Genomic DNA, 288 nt, shown 5'->3' with positions numbered 1-288 from the left:
CGATGTTCTTGTCCATGTACATGATCGCGTTCCTGAGAATCGCTCTCGCCCGCACACTCATCGCCGTCCTGACCGTGTCCACGGTGTTCGCACTCTCGGTGTCGATTTCGGCGTCGCCGCTGACCTATGTCGCATTTGTCCTTGCCATAGTCGGCGCCGCCGAATCGTTCGGCTTGGTGACGCGGGCGCTGATCACCATCGCGTGCACCGACTCCCTGACCGGATTGCCGAACCGGGCCGGATGGGAGATCGCGACGGCCCACCAGCTCGCCCGGGCCCGCTCCGCGC

Annotated in this window: 1 protein-coding gene; it reads left to right on the top strand. The window is 64.9% G+C overall.

Translation table 11 applies throughout. The features are described 5' to 3' along the window. Window positions 1-20 precede the first annotated feature (20 nt). Window positions 21-288, top strand: a 268-nt coding sequence (locus tag SB754_RS19825) for a hypothetical protein (RefSeq protein WP_410784099.1), incomplete at its 3' end; no start/stop codon positions are given.

The organism is Leifsonia sp. SIMBA_070 (genome assembly GCF_046534635.1).
In the GTDB taxonomy this organism is placed as follows: Bacteria; Actinomycetota; Actinomycetes; order Actinomycetales; family Microbacteriaceae; genus Leifsonia.
Note: the sequence above shows the minus strand (reverse complement) of the source record. Positions and strands in the feature narration are given on the sequence as shown.